This window comes from Nonomuraea sp. NPDC051191 (assembly GCF_044455665.1).
In the GTDB taxonomy this organism is placed as follows: domain Bacteria; phylum Actinomycetota; class Actinomycetes; order Streptosporangiales; family Streptosporangiaceae; genus Nonomuraea.
The window spans coordinates 354,105-375,660 of sequence record NZ_JBITEZ010000006.1 but is presented as its reverse complement, the minus strand read 5'-3'; the positions used below and the strand labels follow the sequence as shown (position 1 = coordinate 375,660).

Sequence of the window (21,556 nt, the reverse complement as noted above, 5' to 3'; positions counted from 1 at the left end):
ATGACCGCTCACGTCGCACAGCGCGCGGTGGTGCTCGGCGGAGGCATGGCGGGGCTGCTGGCCGCGCGCGTGCTCGCCGAGCACTGCGCCGAGGTCCTGCTGGTGGACCGGGACACGCTGACCGGCGCGGAGGGCCCGCGCCGGGGCGTGCCGCACGGCTGCCACGCCCACGCCCTGCTGGCCCGCGGCCAGCAGATCCTGGACGAGCTGTTCCCCGGCCTCACCCAGCAGATGATCGACGACGGGGTGCCCGCCGGAGACCTCGCCACCAGCCTGCGCTGGTACTTCAACGGCCGCCGGCTGCGCCCGGCCCCCACCGGCCTGATCAGCGTCTCGGCCACCAGGCCCGTCCTGGAGGAGCAGGTCAGGAACCGCGTCTCGGCCCTGCCCAACGTGCGCTTCCTGGAGCGCACCGACATCCTCGGCCCGACCGCGACGCCGGCCCGCGACCGGGTCACCGGCGTGCGCGTGCGCGATGCCGACGGCGTCGAGGAGCACCTGGCCTGCGACCTGCTGGTGGACGCGACGGGCCGCGGCTCGCGCACCCCCGCCTGGCTCCAGGAGCTCGGCTTCCCCCGGCCGGAGGAGGACCGCGTCAAGATCGGCCTGGCCTACACCACCCGCCACTTCCGCCTGCGCCGCGACCCGTACGGCGAGGACCTGTCGATCAATCCGGTCGCCTCGCCCGCGAACCCGCGCGGCGCGTTCTTCCCCAAGCTGCCCGGCGACATGAGCATGCTCTCCCTCACCGGCATCCTGGGCGACCACCCGCCGGCCGACCTCGACGGCTTCCTGGCCTTCGCCAAGTCCCTGCCCGTACCGGACGTCTACGAGGCGATCCGCGACGCCGAACCCCTCGACGAGGGCGTCACCTTCACCTTCCCGGCCAGCGTGCGGCGCCGCTACGAGCGCCTGCCCGCCTTCCCCGACGGCCTGCTGGTGCTGGGCGACGGCGTGTGCAGCTTCAACCCCGTCTACGGCCAGGGCATGACCGTCGCCGCCATGGAGGCGATGATCCTGCGCGGGCACCTCCAGGCGGGGGCGGTCCCGTCCTGGCGGGCCTTCTTCAGGGACATCTCGCGGGTCATCGACGTCCCGTGGGACATCTCCGCCGGCGCCGACCTCGCCTTCCCCGGCGTGGAGGGGCGGCGTACCGCCAAGGTGCGGATCGGCAACGCCTACATGGCGCGTCTGCACGCCGCGGCGGCCCGCGACGGCGCGGTCACGGCCGCGTTCATGCGGGTGGCCGGGCTCGTGGACCCGCCGCAGACGCTCATGCGGCCCGCGCTCATGCTGCGGGTCCTGTGCCAGAGCGGCGGCGGCGCGGCTCCTGCCGCCGCCCCCGGGCAGCAGCCGCAGGTCCCGCTGCTCAGGTCCTGACCCCGTCCGCACGAGGAAGGACGCCGGCGGAATCTCCGCCGGCGTCCTTTTCGCGTCGTACGGCTACCTCAGCGACCTGGCGAACGCGCGCACGTCGCCCACCAGCAGCTCAGGCTGCTCCATGGCGGCGAAGTGGCCGCCCCGCTCGAACTCGGTCCAGTGGCTGATCGTCGGGACGTCCCGGTCGGCCAGCCTGCGCACCGGCACGAAGATGTCCCTGGGGAAGACCGCCACGCCCACGGGCACGGTGATGGGCGGCGGCCGGTGCCCCTCGGCGGCCATCTTCAGCCCCGCCGCGCCCTCGTAGTAGAAGCGCGCCGACGACCCGGCGGTCGCGGTCAGCCAGTAGATCGACACGTTGGCCAGCATCCGGTCCCGGTCGACGGCGTCCTCGGGCGCCTTGTCGGAGTCCGTCCAGTCGTGGAACTTCTCCACGATCCAGGCCAGCTGCCCCACGGGCGAGTCGGTGAGCGCGTACGCCAGCGTCTGCGGGCGGGTGGACTGGAGCTTCATGTAGCCCGACAGCTCCTCGTCGAACCGCGCCAGCCCGGCCAGCCGGCCCTGCTCGGCGGGCGACAGCCCGGCCAGCTCGGCCGGGTCGCCGGACGGGAACGCCATCAGCATGTTGACGTGCGCGCCGATCACGTGCTCGGGAGCCAGCCTGGCCAGCTCCAGCGAGATCACCGCGCCCGCGTCGCCGCCCTGCGCCAGGTAGCGGTCGTAGCCCAGCCGGCGCATCAGCTCGGCCCACGCCAGCGCCACCCGGTACGGGTGCCAGCCCGCCTCCCTGGTATGCCCCGAGAACCCGAACCCCGGGATCGACGGGATGACCAGGTGGAAGGCGTCGGCCGGGTTGCCGCCGTGCGCGCGCGGGTCGGTGAGCGGCCCGATCACGTCCAGGAACTCGGCGACCGAGCCCGGCCAGCCGTGCGTCAGCAGCAGCGGCACGGCGTCCGGCTCCGGCGAGCGCACGTGCAGGAAGTGCACGTCCGCGCCGTCGATCTCGTCGACGAACTGCGGGTGCCGGTTCAGCTCGGCCTCGGCCGCCCGCCAGTCGAAGCCGTGCCGCCAGTGGTCGGCCAGCTCCTTGAGGTAGCCCAGCGGCACGCCGCGCTCCCAGCCGGTGCCGGGCAGCTCGTCCGGCCAGCGGGTGGCGTCGAGCCTGCGGTGCAGGTCCAGCAGGTCGGCGTCGGGGATGTCGATGCGGAATGGACGCATGAGTGTCCGCCCTTCTCTCCTCAGGGTTGGGTCGAGCAGGTCAGCCGGTGCCGGTGCGCCGCAGCTCCTCGAAGGAGGACAGGTCGGGCACCGTCCAGCCGTCCAGGTCGTACTCGCCGAGACACCGGTCGACGAAGGCCGCGTACTCGTCGAGCTGGCCGCCGGCCATCTGCGAGAACAGCAGCTCGACCCGGGTGTTCTCGTGGTTGCCGCCGTAGTTGCGCTCGTAGAGCTCGTGGCGGCCGCCGAACTCCGAGCCGATCGCGTCCCACAGCAGCTTCATCACCTTGACGCGGCCCTCGGCGTCGGTGCCGTCCGAGCCGCGCAGGTATTTGTCCAGGTACGGGCGGATATCCGGGTTCTTGAAGTCGGCCGCGCCGGAGTTGACGTAGATGAGCCCGCTGGCCACGTCCTGCAGGATGATCTCCTTGATCCGCGGGTAGCCGATCTGCATGAACCAGCGGTAGGCCAGGCCGTACTGGGGGTTGGGCAGCAGGGCGCCGTTGCGCCACTCCACCGGGTTGCGGGCGGCGGCGTCCGACAGCGCCCAGAACAGGTTCCGCCAGGCCAGCACCTCGCCGATCCGGGTCTGCACGCCGCGGAAGTCCTTGGTGCCGGTGATCTCCAGCGCCCTGACCAGCAGCCCGGCGATGAACTCCAGCTTGACCGCCAGCCGGGTGCAGCCGTGGAAGGTGAAACGCTCGGTGAAGCCCGACTGGCCGGTGAACAACTGCGCCTTGCCGAGGTCGCCGTAGATGAACACGTTCTCCCAGGGGATGAGCACCTTGTCCAGGACGAGGATGCTGTCGTTCTCGTCCAGGCGGGAGGAGAGCGGGTAGTCGAACGGGCCGCCGGTCAGCGCGGCGGCCATGCCGTAGGACGGGCGGCAGATCAGCTTCAGCCCCTGCGCGTCCATCGGGACGGTGGCCACCAGCGCGAACTCGCGCTTCTTGACCGGCAGGCCGTAGTGGGCGATGAAGTTGTAGTGCGTCAGCGCCGAGCCGGTCGCGACCACCTTCGCCCCGCTGACCACGAGCCCCGCGTCGGTCTCCCGCTCGACGTGCACATAGACGTCGTTGACCTCGTCCGGCGGGCGGTTGCGGTCGACCGGCGGGTGCACGATCGCGTGGTTCCAGAACAGCACCTTCTCCTGCGACTCGCGGTACCAGCGGCGGGCGTTGCCGTCGAAGGGGGCGTAGAAGCCGGCGTTGGCGCCCAGGGTGCCGAGGAAGGAGGCCTTGTAGTCGGGGCTGCGGCCCATCCAGCCGTAGCTCATCCTGGCCCACGTCGCGATGGCGCGCTGGTCGGCGACCAGGTCCTCGACCGTGCGCGGGGTGGTGAAGAAGCGGTGCGTGTAGCCCTCGCCGCCGCTGTCGGTGGGGCAGGTCAGCAGCTCACGGGTGCCGTCGGCGTGCAGGGCGTCGTAGAGCCTGGCGGTCATCCGCACCGGGTTGTGGAACGCCGGGTGCTCGGTGACGTCCTTGACGCGCTCACCGTAGAGGTAGATCTCACGATCGTCACGCAGGCTCTCGACGTACTCGCCGCCCGTGAGCGGACGGGTCTTCGGCGCGGCATCGGGCATCGGACATCTCCCAAGGGCAGGCGGCACGGTGCACCCTCAGCGTGGCACCCGGGGACGCGGCGGCCATCTCGCGATGTGCGCTGTTTCGCGGGCGCGGACGCGGGCGGCACTCTGGAAGGTGCCCCTGCGCGCGCCACGGTGTGACGATGGCCGCGTGACGGAGCATCGCCTGTGGGCGCTGGCCCACCTGGGAACCCCGATGGCCATCCGGGTGGCCGCGACGCTGAGGATCGCCGACCGGCTCGCCAAGGCGCCGGCCACCGGCGCCGAACTCGCCCCCGCCGTGGGCGCCGACCCCGGCACCCTGGAACGCCTCATGCGCTACCTGGCCGCCAGGGGAGTGCTCGGCCGGGACGACGACGGCAGGTACACGCTGACCGCGCTCGGCGAGGAGCTGCGCGACGACCACCCGGCCGGGATGCGCGCCATGCTGGACATCGAGAGCTGGGAAGGACGGGCCGAGCTGGCCTTCGCCCATCTGCTGCACAGCGTGCGCACCGGTGAGGCGGCCTTCCCCCGGCAGTTCGGCCGCTCCTTCTGGGAGGACCTGGCCGCCGACCCGGCCCGCGCCGCCGCGTTCGACGCGCGCATGGCCGCCGAGGTCCCCGGGCGGGCCCCCGCCATCGTGGCCGGCTACGACTGGGGCAGCCTCGGCCACGTCGTGGACGTCGGCGGCGGCGACGGCTCTCTGCTCATCGCGCTGCTCACCGCCCACCCCGGGCTGCGCGGCACGGTCGTCGACCAGCCCGCCACCGCCCGGGCCGCCGCCGCGGCGCTGGAGGCCGCCGGACTGTCCGGCCGCGGCGACGCCGTCGGCGGCAGCTTCTTCGACCCGCTGCCCCCGGGCGCCGACGGCTACCTGCTGTCGTGGATCCTGCACGACTGGGGCGACGACGACGCCGCCGTCATCCTGGGCCGCTGCGCCGCGGCGGCCGGGCCGGACGGCTCCGTCTTCGTGGTGGAGGACTTCGGCCCCGACGGCGAGTCGCCGCGCACCGGCATGGACCTGCGCATGCTCGTCTACTACGGCGGCCGCGAGCGCGCCGTCGCCGACCTGCGGGCCCTGGCCGGGCGCTGCGGCCTGGAGGTCGCCTCGGTGCATCCGGCGGGCGCGCTGCGGATCGTCCGGCTGGTGGCCCGCCCGTGACCCCCGCCGAGATCGTCGCGGCCCTGGTCGCCCCCGAAGGCCGCCGCGACCCCTACCCCCTGTACGAGCTGCTGCGCGCCCACGGGCCGGTCGTGCCGGTACGCCCCGGCCTGACCGTCGCCGTCGGCTACGCCGAGATCAACCGCGCGCTGCGCGACAACCGCCTCCGCGTCCAGGACGCCGCCGGGTACGACCACATCTATCCCGACTGGCGCTCGCACTCCTCGCTGCGCGGCTACACCGACTCCATGCTGTACCGCAACCCGCCCGGCCACACCCAGACGCGCCGCCTGGTCAGCAGCGGCTTCACCCCCGCCCGCGTGGCCGGGATGCAGGAGTCGGTCGAGCGGATGGTCCACCGGCTGCTGGACCGGCTGGCCGACCTGGGCGCCGGCGGCACGCCCGTCGACTACGTCGCCGAGTTCGCCTCCCGGCTGCCGATCGCCGTCATCAGCGCGCTCATCGGCGTGCCCGAGGACGACCAGAAATGGTTCCGCCAGGTCGCCTCGGACCTGACGATCGCCCTGGAGGGCATCACCAACGTCTCCAGGCTGTCCATCGCCGACAAGGCCATGGACGAGCTGGCCGGCTACTTCGGCGACCTCATCGACGACCGCCGCCGCCACCCGGCCGACGACATGCTGACCGCCCTCGTACGGGCCCACGACGACGGCACCCGGCTCAGCCACGACGAGCTGGTCGGCAACCTGATGCTGCTGCTGACCGCCGGGTTCGAGACGACGAGCTTCCTGCTCGGGCACGGGCTGCGGCTGGCGTTCGAGCATCCTGGCCTGGCCGCGCGGCTGCGCGAGGAGCCGGAGTTCGCCGCCGCGTACGTGGAGGAGGTCCTGCGGTTCGAGGCGCCCGTCCAGGCGACCAGCCGGTGGGCCGAGACCGCGACGGACATCTCGGGCATCCCCGTGCCCGGCGGGACGAAGGTCGTCCTCATGCTCGCCGCCGGCAACCGGGACCCGCGCCGCTTCCCCGACCCGGCGCGCTTCGACCCGGACCGGCCGGACGTCCAGCCGCTCAGCTTCGGCGCCGGGCCGCACTTCTGCCTGGGGGCGCCGCTGTCGCGCATGGAGGCCCGCATCGCGCTGCCGCTGCTCCTGCGGCGCTTCCCGGCCCTGTCCGCCGCCGAGCCCCCGGACCACCGCGACCGCTGGGTGGGCCGCGGCCTCCACCGCTTCCTCATCACCACCACCTCACCCGTTCCCGCGCGCCCGTGACGGGTGCGGCCTCGACACTCGGCCGCGGGCCTCGCGCAGTTCCCGCTCCAGTCCCGCAGCGGCGGAGGTCGTGACGCGTGTACCGGCCTCCTGCCCGGCGTGGCTGCCCGGCAGGATCAGTGGGCGCTCCAGCCGCCGTCCACCGGCAGGATCGCGCCCGTCAGGTAGGACGCGGCCGGGCCGGCCAGCAACAAGGCCGCGGAGGTGAGTTCGCCCGGTTCGGCCCAGCGTCGGAGGGGCACCTCATGGTGCAGGAACTGCCGCACCTGCGGGTCGTCGTCGGCGTTCGTGTTGAGCGGCGTGCGGAAGGGGCCGGGGGCGAGGGCGTTGACGTTGATCCCGTACGGGGCGAGCTCCACGGCCAGGCTTCGGGTGAGCTGGACGACCGCCCCCTTGCTCGCCGCGTAGGCGGACCGAGCGGCCGCGCCGACGAGCCCGAGGGCGCTGGCGAGGGTCACGATGCGCCCGTACCCCGCGGCCCGCATCGCCGGCACGACCGCCTGGCAGGCCAGGAAGGTGCCGACGACGTTCGTCTCCAGACAGCGTCGCAGGACGGACACGTCCAGGTCCGTGATCTCGCCGCGGGCCTGGACGCCGGCGCTGGTCACCAGCACGTCCAGGCGTCCGTGACGGGACAGGATCTCCGCCACGAGCCGCCGGGTGGCGTCCTCGTCGGTCACGTCGCAGGCCAGCCCCGACGCGGGGCGGCGGGTCGCCCGGGTGATTCCCGCGGCCGCCTCCTCACACGCCTCGCGGCGCCTGCCGGACACCACGACGTGGGCGCCGGCGCCGGACAGCGCCTGCGCGATGGCCAGCCCGAGGCCGGACGAGCCGCCGGTGACCAGGGCGACCTGACCGGCCAGGTGCGAGTCGTTCATGCGTACGTCCTCAGAGATCGGCGAACGGTGGTGCGGAGGAGGACGTACCCGACCAGGAGCGAGACCACCAGCAGCGCGGCCGCGTCCACGACGGCGGCCAGCCGGACACCGCTCAGCAGGGCCGCGGCCGGGGCCTGGCCCGCGGATCGGAGCGCGGACGCGCGGGTCACGCAGACGGCGCTGAGGATCGGGATGCCCACGGTGATGCCGATCTGCTGGGCGCTCGTCACCAACCCGGTCGCCAGCCCTTGAACCGTGTCGGGGAGCCCGGAGGTCACGGTGACGCCGTAGGAGACCACAGCCGACATGTGGCCCACGGAGGCCAGGCACACCACAGCCAGGACCGGCCAGGCACCCTCGGTCACGGTCATCGCGGCGGTGCAGACGCCCTGCAGGGCCAGCCCCGCCGCCAGCGTCCGCCCCGCGCCCAGCACGCGGATCACCCGGGAGGAGACCATGCCCGTCACGGCCAGGACGACGCCCTGACCGCCGAAGAACAGACCTGTCCACAAGGGGGACAGTGCCACGACCTCCTGCAGGTAGAGAGTCAGCAGGAAGATGAACGCGCTCATCATGGAGAAGGTGATCAGGCCGCCCAGGCTGCCGAAGGCGACCGTGGGCCGGCGCAACATCGTCAGCGGAACCAGCGGTTGCGCGGCCCGCGACTCGATGATCACGAACACGCCCAGCGACAGCACGGCCGCCGCCAAGGCCACCACCCTCACCGCTCCTGTGGCCGACAGGGCGTAGATGAGACAGACCAGCCCCGCGCTGACGGTGGCCGCGCCGGGCAGATCCAGCCGGGAGGATCGGGCACCCCGGCTCTCGGTCAGCAGGCCGGGCGCCACCACGGCCAGGACGACGCCCGCGACGGCCAGTGACGCCATCGTCGACCGCCAGCCCAGCGTGTCGGTCATGGCGCCGCCGACCAGCATGCCGACAGTGAATCCGAGCGAGAGCACCGACCCGCTGACGCCGAGCGCCCGGTTGCGCCGCGGCCCCTCGGGGAAGGTCGTCGTCAGCAGCGACATGCCGGTGGGTACGACAGCGGCGGCCCCCAGCCCCTGCAGGGCACGCCCCGCGACGAACACCCCCGGACTCCACGCGAAGGTGGCCAGCACGGAGGCCGCGGTGAACAGCAGGACGCCGCCCAGGAAGAGCCTGCGCCGGCCGTGCAGGTCCGCCATGCGGCCGAACAGCAGCAGGCATCCTCCCGACGGCAGCGCGAAGGCGGTGACGGCCCACTGCAGGTCGGCCTGTTCCATCCCCAGCTCCCGGCCGAGATCAGGCAAGGCCACATTTAAGATCGAAAAATCCAGAGAAATGATGAATTGCGCGGCACACAGGATGGCAAGGATGAGTTTCGCACGCGTCGTGAACCGGGCGTCGTGCTCCCCGGAGGAGGTCCCGGCAGCGGCGTCCCTCGGCAAGGGGTCGATCGTCATGGCGTCCACGCTCGGCCATGACGGGACGCCGTGGGGAGAGCGCGGTGACACTGGTGGTGGCACCACCAGCCGAGGCGGTGCGCGATGACGCCGGGAGAAGGACGTCGCCGGGACCTGCGTGACTTCCTGGTGAGCAGACGTGCCCGCATCAGCCCGGCCTCGGCCGGCCTCCCGGCCGGTGGGCGCCGGCGCACGCCCGGGCTGCGCCGTGAGGAGGTCGCGGTGCTGGCCGGGGTGAGCCCGGGTTGGTACCAGTGGCTGGAGCAGGGACGCGAGATCAACGTCTCCGCGCAGGTGCTGGACGCGGTGGCGCGGGTGCTGCGACTGGACGAGGTCGAACGGCGGCACCTGTACACGCTGGCCGGGCTCAATCCACCGCCGCCGACCGGGCACCCGCACGCCTACTGCGACGGCCTGCAACGACTGATCGAGGCCTGGGATCCCAAACCGGCGACCATGCTGGACGCCTCCTGGAACCACGTGGCCTGGAACGAGTCGGCCAGGCTCGCGCTGAACATGGCGCAGGCCGAGCGCAACTGCCTGGTGGGCTTCTTCCACGACCCGCGGTTCCGCCGCCGGGAGCGGGCCTGGCAGGACCTGGCGCCGACCGTGGTGGCGGCCTTCCGCGCCGCGGCGGCCGAGCAGCCCCCCGATCACGACATCCATGACGTGGCCGGGGCACTGGCCGCGACCAGCCCCGAGTTCGCCCGGTTGTGGGCACGACAGGACGTACAGGCGGCCGGAATCTGGATCAACGAGGTCGACCATCCCGTCGTGGGCACGCTGACGTTCGAGAGCAGCCAGCTGAGACTGCCCGCCAGACCCGACCTGACCATGGTGCTGTACAACCCGCTTCCCCGCACCGACACGGCCGACAAGATCGCGTGGCTACGGTCCGCCACCGCGACCCTCTGACGGCCTCGCCGCCCTGCCTGTAGAGAGGGTCGTGAACCGGAGCGCGTCTCTCGACGACGTCACGGCGAGACGTGCCCCGGCGGTGAGGCATGTCCAGAGCAGTCGCCGAACTGCGCCCACCCCATCGGGCTCGACCTCGGCGCGCGCACGCCGGAAAATACGGCCGTGGCCATCTGCGCCGGGCTGACCCACCTCCGCCGCGTCGCCGACGGCCGCACGTCGACCACAGCCGAAGGACACATCCACCTATGTCACCACCGATCACATAGGAGCCTAGGAGTCCCTTCCATGACCACCGTCATGCTGGTCCACGGCGCCTGGCACCGTCCGAGCACCTGGGCGAGGCTGGAGCCCGAACTGCACGCACTCGATTACGCCACGCGCACGCCCGCGCTTCCGAGCGCCGGTGAACGTCCCACCGCGGGCATGCACGACGACGCCGCCGTACTGGCCGGGGAACTGGCCGCGGTCGAAGGCCCGATCGTGCTGCTCGCCCACTCCTACGGGGGAATCCCGGCGACCGAGGCCGCCACCGGGGCGGGCAACGTCGAGCGGCTGATCTACCTCAGTGCGTACATGCCGGACCGGGGACAGTCGTTGTACACCCTCCACGGCCTGCCGGACACCGCCGACACGAGCGGCCTGTTCCCCCTCGTCGACCAGCCGCGCACCTCGCTCTACGGCGACCTTCCGGACGCCGAGGCCGAGCAGGCGATGAGCCGCCTGGTCAACCAGACCAGGCGGTCCTTCACGGAGAAGGCCGACACGGCCGCCTGGCACGACATCCCCTCCACCTACATCATCGCCGAGCGGGACCAGGCTCTCCCGCCCGCCCTGCAAGAGCGGATGGCAGCCCGAGCCGCCGAGATCCGCAGGCTGTCCACCGGCCACTCCCCGTTCCTGTCCCAGCCGGACCGTCTGGCCGCCCTCGTCGACGACATCGTGCGGTCCGCGGCCGGCTGAACCCTGCTCAACGCGGCCTCTACGCCAAAGGCTCCGGCTACGACTCCGGCGCGACCGCGGTCAACCGTTCGACGGCCTTCCAGAGGTCGGCTTCGCGCTGCGGGTCGTAGGACTCGTCCGAGGAGCGGCCCACACGGTTGCGGTCGACGTAGGAACCGGTCGGCGCCCGGAGCGTGCCGAGGACGACGTCGGCGAGGTGGCGGCCGGCGGCGCCGGGGCTCGTGGCGAAGGGGGTGAGGACCATCAGGGGCATGACGCGCCGCATCGCGAACCGGGAGAAGGGATCGGCGTCGCGGGCCAGGCCGGTGCCGGGGACGAACCCCGGGTTGTAGGCCACGACGTCGATCCCGGACGGCAGGCGGCGCGCGTACTCGTGAACCAGGTAGATCGCGGCCAGCTTGCTCGTCGAGTACGCGGTGCGCCCACCGGCCGCGGTGTGCGGCTCGGCGCAGGCGCCCGTACGGGCGAGAGCGTCCGGGGACTTCCAGACCGGCCCCGGCGCCATGCCCAGGTTGTGCCTGAGGTCGCCGAAGTGGGTGTCACTTGACGTGATCACGATCCGGGCAGGGGTGGCGAAACGCTCCTGGAGCAGGCGTACGAACAGATGGTTGGCGAGCACGTTGACCGTGAAGGTGGACTCCAGCCCCTCCGGCCCCTCGGTCAGCGCGTTGCTGTACTGAATGCCGGCGTTCCCCACGAAGCCGCGCAGTGGCGGCAGGTCACCGCGGTCGAGCCGGTCGCGGATCTCGACGGCGGCCGCCCGGACGCTGTCCAGCGAGCCGAGGTCCGCCTGGACGTGCGAGACCGGGCGCCCGCCCGAGGAGAGCTCCGCGGCGAGCCGCGCGCCGGAGGACGGGCGGGCGACGACGACGAGGTGCGTCTCCGGCGACCGGCGCAGGATGTGCCGGGCGGCGACGCGGCCGATTCCGCGGCTCGCGCCCGTCATCACCAGGGTGTGCTTCATGCCGGGTTCCTTCGCTGTCGCACCGGTGGCGCCCGCTCCGGGCGCAGGTCCACGGTCGTCCCAAGCGCCGCCGCCGGCCAGGGCACCATCCGTCACCAGGACCGGCAGTACCCAGGCTCAGCCGTCGCCGTGCCGCGAGAATGGGTCCATGGCTGCCTCCCGCTCCGATTTCGCCGCGCTCCTGCGCGCCTGGCGTGACCGCCTCTCCCCGGCCGACGCCGGCTTCACGGCGACCGGCGGCCGTCGCGCGCCGGGACTGCGCCGCGAGGAGCTGGCCCAGCTGGCGGGGCTGTCCGCCGACTACGTTCTGCGCCTGGAACAGGGCCGCGCCAAGAACCCCTCGGCGCAGGTCGTCGGCGCTCTCGCGCGCGCCCTTCAGCTCGCCCGCGCCGAGCGCGACCAGCTCTACCGCAGCGCCGGGCTCCTGCCGCCGCAGGACGGGACCGTCGACACCCACGTGCCCCCAGGCATCCAACGGCTCGTCTCGCGCCTCGGCGACGTCCCGATCGGCGTGTTCACCGCGGACTGGACCCTGGTGTGGTGGAACACCATGTGGAGCGCCCTGCACGGCGACCCCGCCGCCCTCCCGGCCGCCGAGCGCAACCTCGCCCGCGCGCTCTTCGGCGACGGCGCCGCGAGCGCCCTGATGCTCCCCGTCCGGTCCGAACGCGGACCGGACGCGTTCGCCGCCTCGATCGTCGCCGACCTCAAGGACGCCGTCTCCCGCTATCCCGCCGACGCCCGGCTCGATCGTCTCGTACGAGAACTCCGCGAGACATCCGGCGCCTTCGCCCATCACTGGGCCGCGCGGACGACCGCCGCCCTGCACACGACCGACGCGAAGACCATCCGGCACCCTCAGGTCGGCGACATCCTGCTCGACTGCGACGTCCTCATCGTTCCCGGCGCCGACCTGCGCCTGGTCACCTACACGGCGGCGTCCGGAAGCGCCGAGGACGGAAAGCTCGACCTTCTCCGCGTCACGGGAGGCAGCGTCGCCACTGTCGTCGCCACTGTCGCCACCACGCATCACTGACCGGTTTCCGGGTTACCCGACCTCGGTGTCCTCGGGGACGCTCCTGGCCAGTGCGGCGAGGGTCGCCGGCGCAGCGCCGAGGCCACCCGGTCGCCGATCGCCTCCGGTTCCGGGAGCACTCCGCAGCCGTCCATGGCGAGCGGGACCAGGCTGATGTCGAGGCGGATGGCGATGACGAGTCCACCCCGATCGGTGACGCCCGGCTCATGCACGAGATCATCCCGGGCTCCGAGCCCGTCGTCATCGAGGACACCGCACACCTGCCCGACCTCGAACGACCGGCCGAGTTGAACGAGACGCTGAGCAGGTCCCTCGACTCGATCCCGCAGAAGCGATGACCCCATGACGGCGTCGATCACCGCCCGCCCTGCGGGTCACCTGGTCCTGATCCGCTCCAGGGAGTCGTCCCGGCAGCCGGCGGGCGCGCTCACCGGGTTGCAGCGGACCGGTGCCCCGCTCGGCAGCTCGGCCGTGTAGTCGCTGCCGTGCCTGGCCGACAGGCCGATCGCCGGGAAGTCGGTGCTGACCATCTGCGCGCCGCTGTCGAGTGCCGCCTTCAGGCGGCCGGTGCTGCCCGACCTGGCCTCGGTGAACGGCACGTCGGACCGGGTCCGCACGTAGTAGCCCTTGCGTACGAGGTCCTGGATCTGCGCGGTGTTGGCGCCCTCCGGCTCGTTCCAGCCGACGAAGGCGGCGTCAGGCCGGCCGGGCCGGGAATTCGTGAACAGCACCCGCCCTTCAAGGCTCGGCCGGCCCGCCAGGTAAGGCTCCTGGATGGCGCTCGCCTGGTTGTCCATGAAGAACATGACCTTGCCACGGGACGCCTTCAGCTCCGGCCAGCCGTACCTGAGCACCGACTGTTCGAGGGTGAGCCCCGGCCTGCGGACGTCGTCGGGGGTGATGAGCCGGTCGGCGGGGAAGACCGAGCGGATCTCGGCGTCCAGGGCGTCCATGAGCGCCGGGTCCCAGGCCGGGCTCCTGGCTCCGCCCATGGCCTCCTTGGCCGGGTCGGTGCTCTTGAACTCGGTCAGGATCGTCAGCGGAACGTGGCCGGGGTTCGTGTCGGACCACTCGCGTACCTGACGCAGGCAGGTGAGGAGTGCGGAGCAGTTGGTGCCGTAGTCGTGGTCGGCCCAGTGCAGCACCTTGAAGCCGGGCCGGGCGAGGGCGGGGTCGTCGAGCGCGGGCAGGCCGGCGTCGCGGCGCACCAGCGGGTTGCTGTAGAGGCCACCCCGAGGGTCGGGGAAGACGTCCAGCTCGATGCCGCGCACGTGCTGGGCGCCGAACTGGTTGGGCAGCGCGGTGTGCGAGTACTGCAGGTTCCACCAGTTGGCGTCGGTCCTGCGCTGCACGTCCTTCTCGGCGTCGGTCAGCTCGCGGTGGTAACTGTTGTGGGTCGCGATGGTCTGGACGTGGTTGATCCGCAGGGTGCCGTGGCCGTTGGTGGCGGCGTCGGCAGCGGGGACGGCCGCGAGCGCGGTGACGGCGGTGGCGGCGATGAGGGCGAGACGGCGCATGGGATCCGACACTCCAAGGCGGCGGTGAACAGGTGATCAATAAATGTCCCAACGTGTCGGGAAAAATGCGCGAACGTCAAAGGATGACCGGCGGCTGTCCGTCACCGAGCCGAGCGGCCGAGATATCGGCGCAGGGCTTCGCGCCCACCCGGAACGAAGGGCCCTCGATCGACCACCTTCCGCAGTTCGGCCTCGGTGAGCCAGGCATGCCACCCGATCTCGGACGGATCTGCGGCCAACGGCCCGGCGATCACGGCCTCGTGCACCCCGAACCAGACGGGGCTGATCCCGTCCTGGCACAGGAACTTGAACAAGAAGCGGACCGGGACGACGGCGCCCAGTTCCTCGGCCAGTTCGCGGGCCGCCGCGTCCTCGTACGATTCGCCCACGCCCGCGGCGCCGCCGACCATCACGTCATAGTGGCCGGGAAGACGAACATGCCCCTCGGCCCGGCGCAGCACGAGGATCCGCCCCGTCGGGTCGCGGCAGATCGTCGTCGCGATCCGATGCATCCACCTCCGGCGCACCGCCTCTGCACGCTCCACGACTTCCAGCACCCGGTCCTGCTCGTCCACCCGCTCGATCGGCTCACCCATGCGGCACACGGTCGCAGACGTCACTGACAACCCGGCGTGGGGTCACCCCCGTTGCTTCCACGACTCGACCCTCAGCGCCGACAAGTCCCGGCGTGCGCCGTCCTCACCCACGACGGCGCTCACCCGGGCATCGAGAAGCTAAGCAACCTCAGTTGACTACAGCCGAACTAGTCAACTAAGGTTGCTTGCATGCCGTCGGAAACCACACCCCAGGACCCTGCCGACGCGCTCGCGGTGGTCGCGGCGCTGCGGCGCCTGGCCGACCACCTCGAGGACGCCGCCGTGGAGCAGGCCATGCGCGCCGGGTGGAGCTGGCCGGAGGTCGCCGAGGCGCTCGACGTCACCCGGCAGGCGGTCCACAAGAAGCACGCCAAGCGGCTCATCGCCGCCGGCGTGACGCTGAGGAGACGACAGTGAGCACGATCGACCACTACATCAACGACATCGTCCTGCGGGGAGCGGCCGAGGCGCGGGAGGAAGGCTCTGCCGCCACCGAGGCCCACCACCTCCTGCTGGCCATCGCCGCCGTCGAGGGCACCGCCGCGCACCGCGTGCTGACGGCGGCGGGGCTCGGGCGGCAGGCCGTCAGGGACGCGCTGCACCGGGAGTTCGAGCACAGCCTCGAAGCGGTCGGGGTGTCCCTCGCCTCCCATGACCTCCCGAAGACCTTCCGCGACCCCAAGGATCAACCGAAGCCCGGCGCCTCCGCCCGGCTCGCGCTCGAACGCGGTTTTGCCGCCGCCAAAGGCAAGAAGGACCTGCGTCCCGCGCACCTGCTGCTCGGCGTCCTGAGTGCCGACGTCGGCATCGTTCCCCGTGCGCTCGCGCTGGCGGGCGTCGACCGGGCCGGACTGATGGATCGCGTCAAGGAGACGCTCACGCGCGAAAGCTGGTGACCAGCACCCCCGCCCCCGCGCACCGGCCCCGGTTCGGGCCGCGATGCGCCATGCCCTCGCGCCGGGCTTCGCCGGCACGAGGGCATCCGATCACGAGAAGAGGTCATCTCATGACGAAGAGCAACGGTGTCGTGCTCGACGTCGACGGGCTGCGCATGCGCTACGGCCCGCTCGACGTCCTGCACGACGTCACGTTCCAGGCCCGCCACGGCGAGGTTCTGGCCCTGCTCGGGCCGAACGGCGCAGGCAAGACCACCACGATCGAGATCCTGGAGGGTTTCCGCGCCCGGTCGCAGGGCCGGGTCTCGGTACTCGGCGCCGATCCCGCGCACGGCGACGAGCTGTGGCGGGCCAGGCTCGGGATCGTGCTGCAGTCCTGGCGCGACCACGGCAAATGGCGGGTACGCGAGTTCCTCGCCCACCTCGGCGCCTACTACGCCCCCTACGCCGCCCCCGGGATCCCGCGGCCCTGGGACCCTGACGAGCTGATCGAGAGGGTCGGTCTGACCGAGCACGCCGGCAAGAAGCTCAAGACGCTGTCGGGCGGCCAGCGGCGCAGGCTCGACGTGGCGGTCGGCCTCGTCGGGCGCCCCGAGATGTTGTTCCTCGACGAGCCGACCACCGGCTTCGACCCGCAGGCCAGGTCCGACTTCCACGATCTCGTACGCGACCTGGCCGAAGCCCGCGAGACCACCGTCCTGCTCACCACCCACGACCTGGACGAGGCCGAGAAGCTGGCCGACCGCATCCTCGTGCTGAACGGCGGCCGGATCGTCGCCGACGGCACCTCCGCCGAGCTGGCACGGCGGATCGCCGGCGAGGACGAGGTGCGCTGGACGCGCGACGGGCGGCGGTACGTCGAAAGGACGCCCGACTCGACCACGTTCGCCCGCGAGCTGTTCGCCCGCCACGGCGACGACGTCCAGGAACTGGAGGTCCACCGGGCCTCGCTGGAACAGACGTACCTGGCGCTGGTGCGCGAGGCCGAGAGGGAGGCCCGATGAACGCGACCGTCCTGCGCGCGGGCTGGTCCCGGGGCCTGATCGAGCTGCGGCAGTCGTTCACCAACGGCGCCGAGCTGTTCTCCCACTTCCTGTGGCCCGCCCTGATGGTGGGCACGCTGTTCTTCATCCGGGACCTGCCGGTCGGCACGCTCATGCTCGGCGCCCTGGCCTTGCCCGGCATCCTCGGCATGAACGCCGCGACCGGCGTGATCGGCATGAGCCAGCAGCTCACCGCCGACCGCGAGGACGGCACGCTGCTGCGCGCCAAGGCGACCCCGCACGGGATGCCCGCCTACCTGATGGGCAAGCTGATCTCGGTGTCCGGCGGCCTGCTGGCCGACCTGGTGATCTTCCTCGTGCCGGCCGCGCTCCTCGTCGAGGGCCTGCGGATCGGCCCGGGCTCCTGGCCCGGCCTGGCCTGGGTGCTGGCGCTCGGACTGGTCGCGACCCTGCCCATCGGCGCGGTCCTGGGCTCGGTGTTCACCACCGCACGCGCCCAGGGGCTGGTCCAGCTGCCGTTCCTCGCCCTGATCGGCATCTCCGGCATCTTCTACCCGATCACCGCACTGCCCGAGTGGCTGCAGTGGCTCGCCCAGATCTTCCCCGTCTACTGGATGGGACTCGGCATGCGCTCGGCCCTGCTGCCGGACTCGGCGCTCGCCGTCGAGATCGGCGAGTCCTGGCGGCACCTGGAGACCGCGGGAGTGCTGGGCGCCTGGGCGGTGCTCGGCCTGCTCGTGGCGCCGATCGTGCTGCGGCGGATGGCACGCGGGGAGTCCGGCTCGACGGTGGCGGCACGCCGTGAGCGTGCCCTGCGGCGGGTCGGGTGACCGCCGTGACCGTCACGACGGTGACCGGCCGATCCCTGGCGCCGGACCTGGCCCGGGGCGTGATGTTGCTGGCGATCGCGGTGGCGCACGCGCCGGTGTTCGTCACGGGCACGTCCTTCGGGGTGCTCGACGGCGTGGCCGCGTTCCTCGATCATCTGCTCGCCCACAACCAGGCCCGGCCGATGTTCGTGGTGATGTTCGGCTACGCGCTGGGCCAGTTCGCGTACCGGCATCAGGTGAAGGGCGGGGACTGGGACTCGCTCAAGAAGCTCCTGCGACGCCGGAGCCGATGGCTGATCGTCATCGGCTTCGTGCACGGAGTGCTCGTGCCGCTGGACATCATCGCGGTGTACGGGCTGACGTTGCTGATGCTCGTCCCGCTCGTACGGGCCCGGGACTCGGTGTTGTGCCGGACGGCCGCCCTGGCCCTCCTCCCGGCGGTGCTCGTGACCTCCGGACCGGTCCTGCTGGCCTTGGCCGGCGCCGTGGACGTCGCCGGGGCAGGGATCATGCCGGCCGACCTCGGCTCCCATCTGCTGTCCGGCCTCCAGATGTGGCCGGTGAAGACGGTCCTGGGCACGATCGACATCGTGCCGGGCATGATGCTGGGCATCTGGGCGGCTCGCCGCCGCCTCCTGGACGACCCCGAGCGGCACCGGCCCCTGCTGCGCCGCGTCACCGTGATCTGCCTCGGCGTCGCACTCGCCGGCCGGCTCCCGGGAGCCCTGCTGCTGTCCGGCGTGTGGACGCCCCCCGCGCCGTGGGCAGCCGTCCTCGCGCACACCCTCACCGGCTATGCCGGCGGCATCGGCCTGGCCGCCCTCATGGGGCTCATCGCGACACGCCCCCGTCTCGGCCCCCTCACCGCCGCACTCGCCGCCCTCGGCCGGCGCTCGCTGACCTTCTACCTGTTCCAGTCAGCGGTGTTCCTCGCCCTGTTCTACCCGTTCACGCTGGGCCTGTCCGACGACCTGGGCTTCGCCGCCGCCTTCGGAACCGCCCTCGCGGTCGGCGCCGTCTCGATCGTCCTCGCGACCTGGCTGGACCGCACAGGCCACCGAGGCCCGATGGAGGTCCTCCTACGGCGCCTGACCTACGGCTACCGCAACACAACGGCCTAGCACAAGAGCTGTTCCTTGGACCTGCCGGCCGCGCCCGGCCCCGCCTGGAGCGTCGATCAGCACCCGGATCACGGCACCTCCAGCGGAACCCGCGCGCGGAGCCGGTAGCCGCCGCCCGGCAGCGTCCCCACTTCCAGCCGGCCGCCGGCGTTCCCGACCCGCTCGGCCAGCCCGGCGAGCCCGTTCCCCGGAGCGCGGGCGTCCCCGTCGTCCATGGGGCCGGTCGGGCGGCCGTCGTCGCGGACCTCCAGGCTGGCCGCCGTCTCACTCACCCCCAGCTCGATCCAGCACCGCCGGGCCCGGCTGTGGCGCAGGACGTTCGTGACGGCCTCGCGTACCGCCCAGGCCAGCAGCACCTCGGCGGCGGCCGGGATGGGCCCGTCGGCCGGCGAGACCCGCACCTCCACCCCGGCCACCTCGAGATTCCGGGTGGCGGTCTCCAGCTCCGCTGACAACGACGGCGTGCGATAGCCCGCGATGGCGAGCCGCACCTCGTCGAGCGCCTGCCGCGCGGCCCCTTCCACCTCACTCATCTCCCGCGCCGCCCGCGCGGCGTCGGTGGTCGCCAGCCGGGCGGCGAGCTGGCTCCTGATGGTGATCGAGGTGAGCGTGTGGCCGAGCGTGTCGTGCAGGTCCCTGGCGAAGCGCAGCCGCTCGTTCTCCACGGCCAACCGCTCCACCTCGGCGTACGCCGCCTGGAGCCGGACCAGCAGCAACCCCATGTGCTTCATGCCGTAGCAGGTCGCCGCCTGCACCGCGATGACGAGCGGCACCCACCACAGCTGCCCGAACGGCACCTCGGCGGCCACCAGGACCAGCACCTCCACGACGGCGGTCGCGGCCGCCGCCGCCGCGAACGCCCGATCGCCCAGCGAGGCCGCGAACGCGCTGATCACGAACACGAACGACGTGTACGCCCACGGCGCTCCGAACAACGGCAGCAGTGCCAGCGCCGACCCGGTCATGCCCGCCAACGCCCACGGCCGCCGCCTCAGTGCCCGCCCGCCCAGCACCCGCCACATGATCGCCAGCCAGCAGGCGGCGAACCCGGCCACCAGCGCCAGCGCCCCCACCACGGCCACGGGCTCAGGACCGGCGGCCAGGAACACCCGCAACGGCCAGACCACCAGCAGCAACCAGACGAAGCAGGTAGCACGGGCCAGCGTGCGGCCCCGCCGGACGGCGGGCTCCCGTGCCGGCGACCTCACAGGGACCGTCACGACGATCGACGGTAGCACCACAGCCCCAGGGCGCCGAAGCCCAGCGTCCACGCCGTCAGCACGCCCAGCCCCGACCAGGTCGGCGGCAGGCCGTCCAGCGCCCGCCACCCCAGTGACCCCGCCTGGTAGGCCGGGCTGTACTCGGCCAGCACCCGCATCCCTTCCGGCATCATCTCGACCGGCAGCCACAGCCCGCCCAGCACCGACAGCCCGAAGTAGACGGCGGTCATGGCCAAGGTCGCGGCCGGCCCCCGCAACGTGTACCCGAAGGCGATGCCCAGCGCCGCGAACGGCAGCACGCCCACCCAGATCAGCGCCACCAGCGCGGGCCAGGTGCCGACGGACAGGCGCACGTCCGACAGCAACGCCCCGGCCGCCAGCACGGCCACGATGCCCGGCAGCGCCCCGGCTGCCCCGCTCAGCAGCTTGGCCGTCACGTAGCCGTGCGCGGGCAGCGGCGTCACCGCGAGCTGCCGCAGCCAGCCCTTGCCGCGCTCCAGCGCGATGGTGTTCCCGATGAACAGCGCGCCCGCCATCGCGCCGTACGTGGCCATCGACACCATCGTGTACGCGGCGAGGTCCCCCTGCCTCCCTTGCGGGGCCAGGTTCAGCACCTTGGTCCACAGCAGGTACAGCGCCACCGGGAACGCCGTCAGCATGACCAGGTTCACCGGACTGCGGAAGCCGCGCCGCAGCTCCAGCCGCACGTAGGCACCCATCAGTCCCGTCCTCCTCCGGTCAGGCTCAGGAACGCGCTCTCCAGGTCCGTGCTCTCCACCCGTACGTGGCGGACCTGCTCGTACGTGGCGAACAGGGCCCGCAGTGTGGCGTCGGAGTCGTTCGTGCGCAGGGTGACGGCGTGGCCCTCGATCACGGTGTGCAGCACGCCGGGCAGCGCTCCGAGCAGGGCCGGGTCCGCGCCGTCCAAGGCGCAGCGCACCTCCAGGCCGCCGACCAGCGACTTGACCGCGGCGACCGGGCCGTCGGCGACGACCTTGCCCTGCGCGAGCAGCACGATCCGGTCGGCGTGGTCGTCGGCCTCGGTCAGGTAGTGCGTGGCGAACACGGCGGTACGGCCCGCGGCGGTCCTGGACCGTACCTCCTGCCACAGGGCGCGGCGGCTCTCCACGTCCAGGCCGACCGTCGGCTCGTCCAGCACCAGCAGCTCGGGATCGCCGACCACGCACAACGCGAACCTGACGCGCTGCCGCTGCCCGCCCGACAACCGGCCGACGCGCTGCCCGGCGAACTCCTCGACGCCCGCCGCCCGCATCGCCCGCTCAGGCGCCATCGCCCGCGGGTACATCCCCGCCACCGCCCTCACCAGCTCCGCCACCCGCACGTCCTCCAGCAGCCCCGACTCCTGCGGCAGCACTCCGACCCGTCCTGTGCGCAGCGCCTCCAGCGGTGTGCGGCCGAGCACCCGGGCCGAGCCCGTGCCGGGGGCCAGCAGCCCGAGCGCGATGGACAGCAGCGTGCTCTTGCCCGCGCCGTTGGGGCCGAGCACCGCCACCGTCTCTCCCTCACCCACGTGCAGATCCACGCCGCCGAGCGCGGCGATCCGGCCGTAGTGCTTGCTCACGGCCTCCATCTCCAGTGCGTCTCCCATGCGGCC

22 protein-coding genes are annotated in these 21,556 nt (G+C 72.6%); 12 read left to right on the top strand and 10 right to left on the bottom strand.

What is annotated here, in order from left to right; genetic code table 11:
* Window positions 1-1,380 carry an FAD-dependent oxidoreductase gene (locus ACIA8R_RS19710; protein ID WP_364088067.1) on the top strand — a complete coding sequence of 460 codons (1,380 nt, stop codon included), beginning with the start codon at window positions 1-3 and terminating at the stop codon, window positions 1,378-1,380.
* A gap of 63 nt (window positions 1,381-1,443) precedes the next feature.
* Here the strand turns inward: ACIA8R_RS19710 and ACIA8R_RS19705 are convergent, their stop codons facing one another.
* Together ACIA8R_RS19705 and ACIA8R_RS19700 are read right to left on the bottom strand one after the other, a co-directional pair.
* A complete protein-coding gene (locus tag ACIA8R_RS19705) occupies window positions 1,444-2,598 on the bottom strand; it encodes an epoxide hydrolase family protein (protein ID WP_397039613.1) in 1,155 nt (384 codons plus the stop codon).
* Between the two features lie 40 nt (window positions 2,599-2,638).
* Window positions 2,639-4,180, bottom strand: a complete 1,542-nt coding sequence (locus tag ACIA8R_RS19700; RefSeq protein WP_357696718.1) for a 4-hydroxyphenylacetate 3-hydroxylase N-terminal domain-containing protein — start codon at window positions 4,178-4,180, stop codon at window positions 2,639-2,641.
* 154 nt (window positions 4,181-4,334) lie between these two features.
* On the opposite strand from ACIA8R_RS19700, the gene ACIA8R_RS19695 reads away from it, so the two are divergent.
* Both ACIA8R_RS19695 and ACIA8R_RS19690 read left to right on the top strand, forming a co-directional pair.
* Window positions 4,335-5,327 carry a methyltransferase gene (locus tag ACIA8R_RS19695; protein ID WP_397039612.1) on the top strand — a complete coding sequence of 331 codons (993 nt, stop codon included), beginning with the start codon at window positions 4,335-4,337 and terminating at the stop codon, window positions 5,325-5,327.
* The gene (locus tag ACIA8R_RS19690) at window positions 5,324-6,556 is read left to right on the top strand and encodes a cytochrome P450 (RefSeq protein WP_357696722.1); all 1,233 of its coding nucleotides are present in this window, start codon (window positions 5,324-5,326) and stop codon (window positions 6,554-6,556) included. The genes ACIA8R_RS19695 and ACIA8R_RS19690 overlap by 4 nt, the downstream gene beginning before the upstream one ends.
* A gap of 116 nt (window positions 6,557-6,672) precedes the next feature.
* On the opposite strand, the gene ACIA8R_RS19685 is transcribed toward ACIA8R_RS19690, so the two are convergent.
* Entirely contained in the window at window positions 6,673-7,434 is a 762-nt protein-coding gene (locus ACIA8R_RS19685; RefSeq protein ID WP_364087969.1) for an SDR family oxidoreductase, read from the bottom strand.
* Window positions 7,431-8,879: an MFS transporter gene (locus tag ACIA8R_RS19680; protein WP_364087967.1), complete on the bottom strand. Its 1,449-nt coding sequence runs from the start codon at window positions 8,877-8,879 to the stop codon at window positions 7,431-7,433. The genes ACIA8R_RS19685 and ACIA8R_RS19680 overlap by 4 nt, the downstream gene beginning before the upstream one ends.
* An 84-nt stretch (window positions 8,880-8,963) precedes the next feature.
* Here ACIA8R_RS19680 and ACIA8R_RS19675 point away from each other — a divergent pair, with 84 nt between their 5' ends.
* Together ACIA8R_RS19675 and ACIA8R_RS19670 are read left to right on the top strand one after the other, a co-directional pair.
* A complete protein-coding gene (locus ACIA8R_RS19675; protein ID WP_357696728.1) occupies window positions 8,964-9,794 on the top strand; it encodes a helix-turn-helix transcriptional regulator in 831 nt (276 codons plus the stop codon).
* Window positions 9,795-10,082: 288 nt separating this feature from the next.
* Window positions 10,083-10,757 (top strand): alpha/beta hydrolase, encoded by a 675-nt coding sequence (locus tag ACIA8R_RS19670; protein WP_397039610.1) that lies wholly within the window; start codon window positions 10,083-10,085, stop codon window positions 10,755-10,757.
* A 37-nt stretch (window positions 10,758-10,794) separates the two neighbouring features.
* On the opposite strand, the gene ACIA8R_RS19665 is transcribed toward ACIA8R_RS19670, so the two are convergent.
* Window positions 10,795-11,721, bottom strand: a complete 927-nt coding sequence (locus tag ACIA8R_RS19665; RefSeq protein ID WP_397039608.1) for an SDR family NAD(P)-dependent oxidoreductase — start codon at window positions 11,719-11,721, stop codon at window positions 10,795-10,797.
* Between the two features lie 148 nt (window positions 11,722-11,869).
* Here ACIA8R_RS19665 and ACIA8R_RS19660 point away from each other — a divergent pair, with 148 nt between their 5' ends.
* Together ACIA8R_RS19660 and ACIA8R_RS19655 are read left to right on the top strand one after the other, a co-directional pair.
* On the top strand, window positions 11,870-12,757 hold the full coding sequence (locus ACIA8R_RS19660; RefSeq protein WP_397039607.1) for a helix-turn-helix transcriptional regulator: 888 nt from the start codon (window positions 11,870-11,872) through the stop codon (window positions 12,755-12,757).
* A gap of 206 nt (window positions 12,758-12,963) precedes the next feature.
* Window positions 12,964-13,095, top strand: a complete 132-nt coding sequence (locus ACIA8R_RS19655) for an alpha/beta fold hydrolase (protein WP_397039605.1) — start codon at window positions 12,964-12,966, stop codon at window positions 13,093-13,095.
* Window positions 13,096-13,131: 36 nt separating this feature from the next.
* On the opposite strand, the gene ACIA8R_RS19650 is transcribed toward ACIA8R_RS19655, so the two are convergent.
* Entirely contained in the window at window positions 13,132-14,274 is a 1,143-nt protein-coding gene (locus ACIA8R_RS19650; protein ID WP_397039603.1) for a phosphatidylinositol-specific phospholipase C1-like protein, read from the bottom strand.
* Between the two features lie 101 nt (window positions 14,275-14,375).
* Entirely contained in the window at window positions 14,376-14,870 is a 495-nt protein-coding gene (locus tag ACIA8R_RS19645; protein ID WP_364087954.1) for an NUDIX domain-containing protein, read from the bottom strand.
* A 189-nt stretch (window positions 14,871-15,059) separates the two neighbouring features.
* Here ACIA8R_RS19645 and ACIA8R_RS19640 point away from each other — a divergent pair, with 189 nt between their 5' ends.
* From ACIA8R_RS19640 to ACIA8R_RS19620, 5 genes are all read left to right on the top strand, one after another.
* Window positions 15,060-15,287 (top strand): RNA polymerase subunit sigma-70, encoded by a 228-nt coding sequence (locus ACIA8R_RS19640; RefSeq protein WP_397039602.1) that lies wholly within the window; start codon window positions 15,060-15,062, stop codon window positions 15,285-15,287.
* Window positions 15,284-15,766: a Clp protease N-terminal domain-containing protein gene (locus ACIA8R_RS19635; RefSeq protein WP_397039600.1), complete on the top strand. Its 483-nt coding sequence runs from the start codon at window positions 15,284-15,286 to the stop codon at window positions 15,764-15,766. Before ACIA8R_RS19640 ends, ACIA8R_RS19635 begins: the two co-directional genes overlap by 4 nt.
* A gap of 110 nt (window positions 15,767-15,876) precedes the next feature.
* Window positions 15,877-16,770, top strand: a complete 894-nt coding sequence (locus ACIA8R_RS19630) for an ABC transporter ATP-binding protein (RefSeq protein WP_357696745.1) — start codon at window positions 15,877-15,879, stop codon at window positions 16,768-16,770.
* Window positions 16,767-17,600 carry an ABC transporter permease gene (locus tag ACIA8R_RS19625; protein ID WP_364087950.1) on the top strand — a complete coding sequence of 278 codons (834 nt, stop codon included), beginning with the start codon at window positions 16,767-16,769 and terminating at the stop codon, window positions 17,598-17,600. The genes ACIA8R_RS19630 and ACIA8R_RS19625 overlap by 4 nt, the downstream gene beginning before the upstream one ends.
* A 5-nt stretch (window positions 17,601-17,605) precedes the next feature.
* Window positions 17,606-18,721, top strand: coding sequence for a DUF418 domain-containing protein (locus ACIA8R_RS19620; RefSeq protein WP_397039598.1), 1,116 nt, complete (start codon window positions 17,606-17,608; stop codon window positions 18,719-18,721).
* A gap of 68 nt (window positions 18,722-18,789) precedes the next feature.
* On the opposite strand, the gene ACIA8R_RS19615 is transcribed toward ACIA8R_RS19620, so the two are convergent.
* Genes ACIA8R_RS19615 through ACIA8R_RS19605 form a run of 3 tightly spaced genes read right to left on the bottom strand, consistent with a single transcriptional unit; the run spans window position 18,790 to window position 21,550 of the window.
* Complete coding sequence (locus tag ACIA8R_RS19615; protein WP_397039597.1) at window positions 18,790-19,941, bottom strand: sensor histidine kinase; 1,152 nt, start codon at window positions 19,939-19,941, stop codon at window positions 18,790-18,792.
* Window positions 19,938-20,660, bottom strand: a complete 723-nt coding sequence (locus ACIA8R_RS19610; RefSeq protein ID WP_357696753.1) for an ABC transporter permease — start codon at window positions 20,658-20,660, stop codon at window positions 19,938-19,940. The genes ACIA8R_RS19615 and ACIA8R_RS19610 overlap by 4 nt, the downstream gene beginning before the upstream one ends.
* Complete coding sequence (locus ACIA8R_RS19605; protein ID WP_397039595.1) at window positions 20,660-21,550, bottom strand: ABC transporter ATP-binding protein; 891 nt, start codon at window positions 21,548-21,550, stop codon at window positions 20,660-20,662. Before ACIA8R_RS19605 ends, ACIA8R_RS19610 begins: the two co-directional genes overlap by 1 nt.
* Window positions 21,551-21,556 lie beyond the last annotated feature (6 nt).